Source organism: Streptomyces ossamyceticus (genome assembly GCF_001418475.1).
Taxonomy (GTDB): domain Bacteria; phylum Actinomycetota; class Actinomycetes; order Streptomycetales; family Streptomycetaceae; genus Streptomyces; species Streptomyces ossamyceticus.
On record NZ_LIQX01000700.1, the window covers coordinates 1 to 6,654 of the forward strand.

Consider the following 6,654-nt stretch of genomic DNA (forward strand, 5'->3'; position numbering starts at 1 on the left):
GTTCCCCGCGCCCCTTCGGGGTGGGCGGCGGTTCCTCGGCGCCGTCCGCCGCCGCTTTCCTTCGCGTGCTCCCGTGGTCGTCTCCCTGTGGCACCCGTTCGCGTGGTGAGCGGGATCACCGGCCCCCTCGGGTGGGTTACCGTTCAGCCCCATGCGCACCATCCTGATCACCGGGCAAGGCGGCAGTGGCCGTACCACGGTTGCCGCGGCCACGGCGGTGGCGGCGGCTCGGGAGGGCAGCCGCACGCTCGTGCTGAGCGCCGACCGGACCGACAGCCTCGGGGCGGTGCTGGGCATCCCGACCGGAGCCGAGCCCGTACCGGTCGGCCCCGGCCTCACCGCATGGCGGCCCGACGCGGCCGCCGGCTTCCGCGCGGACCTCGTCGCGTTCCAGGAGCGCGCCGCCTCCGTGCTGGATCTGCTGGGCGCCGGCCGGCTGGACGCCGAGGAACTCACCCCGCTGCCCGGCGCCGAGGAGCTGGCCCTTCTGCGCGCGCTCCGCGACGCCGCGCTGTCCGAGGCGTACGACCTCCTCGTCGTCGATCTGCCGCCCCTCCCGCAGGCCCTCGCCCTGCTCGCCCTCCCGGAGGAACTCCGCCGGTACCTGCGGCGGTTGCTGCCCGCCGAACGCCAGGCGGCCCGCGCCCTGCGCCCCGTGCTCGGCCGGCTGGCCGGGGTGCCGATGCCCGCGGAGTGGCTGTACGAGACGGCCGCCCGCTGGGACGTCGAGCTGGCCGCCGTCGCCGCGGTCGTCGACGACCCGGGCACGACCGTACGGCTGGTCGCCGAGCCGGGCCCCGCCGGCGCCGACCACGTCCGGGTCGCGGACGTCGGCCTCGCCCTGCGCGGTCTCCCCGTGGACGCGCTGGTCGCCAACCGGGTCCTGCCCGAGGACACCGCCGACACCTGGCTCGCGGGGCTCGTCGCCCAGCAGGACAAGGCGCTGTCGGAGTGGCGCGCCACCCACCCCGTGCGGGAGGTCGCCCACCTCGGCCGTGACCCGCGCGGCACCGACGACCTCACCGCTCTCGACGTACCCCCTGCGGGTGACAGGCCCGCCCGGGTCGAGTGGCCCGTCACCGACCGGCTCGCCGACGACGGCGTGCTCGTCTGGCACCTCCCGCTGCCCGGCGCCATACGCGACGAACTGGACCTCGTACGGCGCGGCGACGAGCTGGTCGTCACCGCCGGGCAGTTCCGGCGCATCGTGCCGCTGCCCTCGGCCCTGCGCCGCTGCACGGTCGACGGGGCGGCCCTGCGGGACGGCGAGCTGAGGATCCGCTTCGCACCCGACCCCCGGTTCTGGCCCCGCACCCGGTGAACCGCATACCCCCGTTCGGGTAACGTCGAAGGTACGAAACGTAGGCAGGAGTCCGCCATGAGCGAAGAGCGCCCCACGTCCGATGCCGCTCGTCAGGACGCGGCCGGCCAGGCCGCCGCGGACGAGTACGAGGTACGGGCCACGGACGCCGACGCCTGGGCCACCGCGTGCGAGGAGGACCTCGCCGCGGAGAAGGCCCGCCGCCGGGCGCAGCACGGGCCGCCGCCGGGCTCGGCCGCCGAGGAACTGCGCAAGCTGGTCGACACCGTCGCCGACAAGCTGTCCGGCCTCCAGTCGCCGCTGCTCGGCGCGGTGGCCGGCGGAGCGGCCCAGCAGATGGTCAGCCAGGTCGTCCAGCAGGCCAAGGCCGCCGTCGAACCCGTCATCGAACGCAACCCGGACGTCTTCGACCACCTAGCCGCCGCGGGCAACGAACTCCTCGCCGCGTACCGCTCCGCCGTCGAGGCGCAGGAACGCCGCTGGACCACCCGCGACCCCGCCCACCGGGAACGCCGCGACGAGGACGACGGCCAGGGCCCCGGCGAACGCATCGACCTGGACTGACTCAGAGCCTGTGAACGAACCCCCGTCCGGATCAGCCCCAGGCGCCTCGGGCCCGGGCGCGGGTTCGTTCACAGGCTCTCAGGGGCGTCCGCCGGGCGGACGACGGGAGCCCCGGCGCTGGGCCCTCGGGTACGGTTGGCCGTAGCGGGGCTCGACCGAAACTGAGGGATTCATGGGACTCACCATCGGCGTCGACATCGGCGGTACCAAGATCGCGGCCGGTGTGGTCGACGAGGAAGGCAACATCCTCTCGACCCACAAGGTGCCGACCCCGGGTACGCCCGAGGCGATCGTGGACGCCATCGCCGCCGCCGTCGAGGGCGCGCGAGCCGGCCACGAGATCGTCGGCGTCGGCATCGGCGCTGCCGGTTACGTCGACCGTCAGCGCTCCACGGTCTACTTCGCCCCGAACATCGACTGGCGCAACGAGCCGTTGAAGGAGAAGGTCGAGGCCCGCGTGAGCCTGCCCGTCGTCGTCGAGAACGACGCCAACGCGGCCGCGTGGGGCGAGTACAAGTTCGGCGCGGGCAAGGGCCACCGGAACGTCATCTGCATCACCCTCGGCACGGGCCTCGGCGGCGGCATCATCATCGGCAACAAGCTGCGCCGCGGGCACTTCGGTGTGGCCGCCGAGTTCGGCCACATCCGGATGGTGCCCGACGGTCTGCTGTGCGGCTGCGGCAGCCAGGGCTGCTGGGAGCAGTACGCGTCGGGGCGCGCGCTGGTGCGGTACGCCAAGCAGCGTGCCAACGCGACCCCCGAGAACGCCGAGATCCTCCTCGGCCTGGGTGACGGCACGCCCGACGGCATCGAGGGCAAGCACATCTCGATGGCCGCCCGCCAGGGCGACCCCGTCGCCGTCGACTCCTACCGCGAGCTGGCCCGCTGGGCCGGCGCCGGTCTCGCCGACCTCGCCTCCCTCTTCGACCCGTCGGCGTTCATCGTGGGCGGCGGCCTGTCCGACGAGGGCGAGCTGGTCCTCGACCCGATCCGTAAGTCGTACAAGCGGTGGCTCGTCGGCGGCAACTGGCGTCCGGTCGCCCAGGTGATCGCCGCCCGGCTGGGCAACGAGGCCGGCCTGGTGGGCGCGGCCGACCTGGCGAGAGAGCCCGACCCGATCATGTGACACCCGATCGGCTGCGGCCCCGTGTCCCGAGAGGGGCGCGGGGCCGCAGCCATGGGCGGCTCCACCGCAACGGCGAGCCGAGCCACGAACCGCCCCCCGGCCGCAAACGGACAAATACCCCCGGTCCCGGGGCGTATCTTGATCCTCATGGCGACGAACCCGCTGCCCAACTCCCGCACGAACCCCGACGGTTCGGCGACCATCCGTGTCCTCAGCTACAACATCCGCTCCATGCGGGACGACACCGACGCCCTCGCCCGGGTGATCAAGGGCTGCGCCCCCGACCTGGTCCTCATCCAGGAGGCACCCCGCTTCTTCCGCTGGCGCAAGAAGCTCGCGCGGCTGGCCGCGGCCTCCGACCTCGTCACCCTGTCCGGCGGCGCCACCGCCTCCGGCCCCGCCCTGCTGTGCGGCCTGCGCGCCACCGTCGAGCACACCGAGGACATCCTGCTGCCGCTCACCCCCGGCCTGCACCGACGCGGCTTCGCCACGGCCGTGGTCCGCTTCGGCCGCGCCCGCCTCGGCGTCCTGTCCTGCCACCTCTCCCTGCAGAAGGACGAACGGTACGAGCAGGGCGGCATGCTCCTCGACCGCCTCGCCGCCCTGGGCGTGGAGCACGCGGTCGCGGGCGGCGACCTCAACGAACGCCCCGACGGCCGCACGTTCCGGCGGTTGTCCGGCGCGCTCCAGGACTGCTGGGCCACCGCGCCCTGGGGCAGCGAGTACACCTCCACCCCCGCCGACCCCCACCAGCGCATCGACGCCGTCCTGGCCACCCCCGGTATCGAGGTCCTCGGCTGCGGTGTGCCGCTCGGCCTGCCGGGGATCAGCCGGGACGACCTGAGGGCGGCCACGGACCACCTTCCGGTCCTGGCCGCCCTCACCGTGCCCGCCGCGTCCTCCTAGCGGGCGGCCACCGGCCGCTGCTTGACCTTGTCGACGATCGCCCAGCCGTCCAGGTACGCCAGCTGGGTGTACCGCTTCATGTCCTTGCCGTCACCCGACGTCCGCTCGTCCCGGGAACCCAGGAACTCGTACGTCACCGGGTCGAAGATGAAGTACCCGCCGAAGCTCGACACCCCCTTCGGCAGCGTCGGGTCGTCGTAGGTGATGGCCACGCCGACCCTGCCCTTGGCGTCCTTCTGGTTCGGCACCGCCTTCACACCCGGCACCATCCCGAGCGCCTCGTAGGCCGCCGGGCGCAGCCCCTCCGGCATCACGGGGACCAGCTTGAGCAGCCCGGCGAGGCTGAAGTGGATGTGCGACCACTCCTGATCGGTGATCTTCTCCAGGGAGGTGTTCTTCTCCTTGCCGCCGAAGAAGTCGTCCTGGATGGCGAGGATCAGCTTCTCGGGGTCGGTCGGCAGCTCGCGCAGCCTGCCCCAGTCCTGCGGAGGCCAGCTGGTCTGGTTCTCCGCCAGCGGCGGCGACCACCAGCCCTTGCCGATCTCCATGATCCAGGAGCGCTTCGAGCCGTCCACCGACCGCCAGATCTCGTCGACGTGGGTCTTCGTCCGCCCGGTCTTCTGGTCGGTCTCCTTGATGATCTCCTTGGTGTAGACGAACTGGTCGTCCCGCGGGCTCACGGTCTTCCCGTGCTCGCGCTCATAGGCCGCCGCCCCGTTGAGCACCGTCCGCGCACTCACGTTCCGCATCGGCGGCAGGCTCGTCACCTGCGGCTTCGCGGTCCTTCCCCGGTCACCGTCGTCGTTCTGCACGGCGACCAGGACACCGCCCGTGACCGCGGCGGCCACCGCGCCCGCCAGGGCGACGCGCAGCAGCGGTCGGCGGCTCACCGGCGCGGGCCGGGCCGTCCGGTACCTCGCGCGGTCCGCGTCGGGCGCGGTGATCGTGGCCAGCAGCCGGGCCCGGCCCCGGCGCCGGGCCTCCTCGTCCAGCGGGGGCGTCCCCGCGTCGAAGTCGGTGAGGTCCCTCAGGTCCCTCAGGTCGTCGATGTCACGCATGGGCGTCCGCCTCTCGGAAAGCTGTCGGATCGGATCCGCCCAGTGCTTCGCGCAGTTTGCTGCGAGCCCTGTTCAGCCGGGATCTGATGGTTTCGACGGGCACACCGAGCGCGTGGGCCGCCTCCTCGTAGTCGAGGCCGGCCCACGCGATCAGCAGCACCACGTCGCGGTGCCGGGCGGAGAGCCCGGCCAGCGCGGCCGCCAGGTCCCGGCGCACCCCCGTGGCACCGGCCCTGGCGACCGCGCGGTCCGCGACCGGCTCCTCGTGCTCCACCGGCTCCGGCAGCCGGGACAGCGCCTTGAACCGGCGTGCCTCGGCCCGGCGGTGCCGGCCCACGAGGTTCGTCGCGATGCCGAACAACCAGGGGCGGGCGTCGGCCCGCGCCAGGTCGAACGTGTGGCGTCGCTGGAAGGCGATGACGAAGGTCTCCGCCATCAGATCCTCCGCCGCCTCCGGACCGAGCCGCCGGGCCGCGTAACGGTGCACGGCGTCGGCATGCCGGTCGTAGAGCACGGCGAACAGCTCGGGCTCGTCCCGGGACCGCGCGATCACGCGGGCATCACTCTCCCCGCGATCCTCGTCGCGGGTGCCGACGCCCGGTGGTCCGACGGTCATCGGGGCTCCTCTCGTTCGTCCGAACGCCTCGAAGGCTTGGGCTCGTTCAGGTTCTTCACCCGTCCTTCGCCGCTCGCCGGATCCGAGTTCCATTCCGGCGGACGCCGGGGCTCGCCCCCTCCCGAAACAACGCCGAGGGCCCGCCCGGAACGCTCCCGGGCGGGCCCTCGTACGGCGGCGGGGGTCAGACGACCGCGCCCCGCCCCGGATCGTCGTCGCCCTCGTCGTCGCCCTTCATCCGCATCACCAGCGTGGCGAAACCGCCGAGGAAACCGCCGATGCCCAGGGTGGTCAGCCACCAGGTCATGTCCCAGCCGAGCAGCACCGCGAGCAGCAGCAGCACCGGGCCGCCGACCACGCCCAGCCAGGCGAACTTGGCGGTCGCGTCGGCCTCCGGCAGCGGCGGCGGCTCCGGGGGAACGAAGTGGCCCTCGCCGTCCTCGTCCTCGTCGTCGTCCTCGCCGGTGTCCTCACCCACCGGGTCGGGCACCGTGTAGTCCCGTGGACCGGCGCCGACACCGGGCGCGAACGCGACCGAGCTGCCCAGCGGCTTGGGGGCCGCAGGCCCGGCACTGTCCGCGGCGCCGCCGGCGGGCGTGTCGGAGGGCTCCTCCGGGTCGGCCTCCAGCAGCGCCAGGTCCTCCACCGAACGGAACGGCTTGGCGCCCGGCGGGTCCGGCGGCTCCTCACCGAACCCCGCGACGATGGCCCGCCAGGCGGCGTCCTCGTCGAACGGCACCTGCTGCTCCTCGTCCGGCGTGTCACCGGACGCGGCACCCGAGCCGCCCGAGCCACCGGAACCCGATCCGCCCGAGCCCGATCCGCGTGAGTCACCGTGGCGCTCACCGAGGGGCGCGCCCTTCTCCTCCGGCTCACGCTCGGAGTCGTGCTCAGCCACCAGTGGCCGTCCCTTCCCTCTGCTCCATGGGTCCCGCACCGAACCGCTCCGCGGACCCCGACCCGGACTGCTTTACGGATTCCGTCCCGGACTCCTTCATCGCTTCCGTCCCGGAGCCCTCCGCGGACTCTTCGGCGGTCCCCTTCGCGGCGTCCGGCGCGCCGT

At 73.6% G+C, this 6,654-nt stretch carries 7 protein-coding genes; 4 read left to right on the forward strand and 3 right to left on the reverse strand.

Features of this window, described 5'->3' with window-relative positions; translation table 11 throughout:
- The first annotated feature begins 151 nt into the window (after window positions 1-151).
- The 4 genes from AOK15_RS36965 (at window position 152) to AOK15_RS36980 (ending at window position 3,917) form a co-directional block, all read left to right on the forward strand.
- Window positions 152-1,321, forward strand: a complete 1,170-nt coding sequence (locus tag AOK15_RS36965; RefSeq protein WP_055523005.1) for an ArsA family ATPase — start codon at window positions 152-154, stop codon at window positions 1,319-1,321.
- A 57-nt stretch (window positions 1,322-1,378) separates the two neighbouring features.
- Entirely contained in the window at window positions 1,379-1,885 is a 507-nt protein-coding gene (locus AOK15_RS36970) for a DUF5304 domain-containing protein (RefSeq protein WP_055523007.1), read from the forward strand.
- A 172-nt stretch (window positions 1,886-2,057) separates the two neighbouring features.
- Window positions 2,058-3,011 carry an ROK family glucokinase gene (locus AOK15_RS36975; RefSeq protein ID WP_055523010.1) on the forward strand — a complete coding sequence of 318 codons (954 nt, stop codon included), beginning with the start codon at window positions 2,058-2,060 and terminating at the stop codon, window positions 3,009-3,011.
- Window positions 3,012-3,158: 147 nt separating this feature from the next.
- Window positions 3,159-3,917, forward strand: coding sequence for an endonuclease/exonuclease/phosphatase family protein (locus AOK15_RS36980; protein WP_055523012.1), 759 nt, complete (start codon window positions 3,159-3,161; stop codon window positions 3,915-3,917).
- Here the strand turns inward: AOK15_RS36980 and AOK15_RS36985 are convergent.
- The 3 genes from AOK15_RS36985 to AOK15_RS36995 form a co-directional block, all read right to left on the reverse strand.
- A complete protein-coding gene (locus tag AOK15_RS36985; protein WP_055523014.1) occupies window positions 3,914-4,975 on the reverse strand; it encodes a CU044_5270 family protein in 1,062 nt (353 codons plus the stop codon). The genes AOK15_RS36980 and AOK15_RS36985 overlap by 4 nt on opposite strands.
- Entirely contained in the window at window positions 4,968-5,591 is a 624-nt protein-coding gene (locus AOK15_RS36990) for an RNA polymerase sigma factor (protein WP_055523016.1), read from the reverse strand. The genes AOK15_RS36985 and AOK15_RS36990 overlap by 8 nt, the downstream gene beginning before the upstream one ends.
- 184 nt (window positions 5,592-5,775) lie before the next feature.
- Window positions 5,776-6,489: a hypothetical protein gene (locus AOK15_RS36995; protein WP_055523018.1), complete on the reverse strand. Its 714-nt coding sequence runs from the start codon at window positions 6,487-6,489 to the stop codon at window positions 5,776-5,778.
- Window positions 6,490-6,654: the final 165 nt, after the last annotated feature.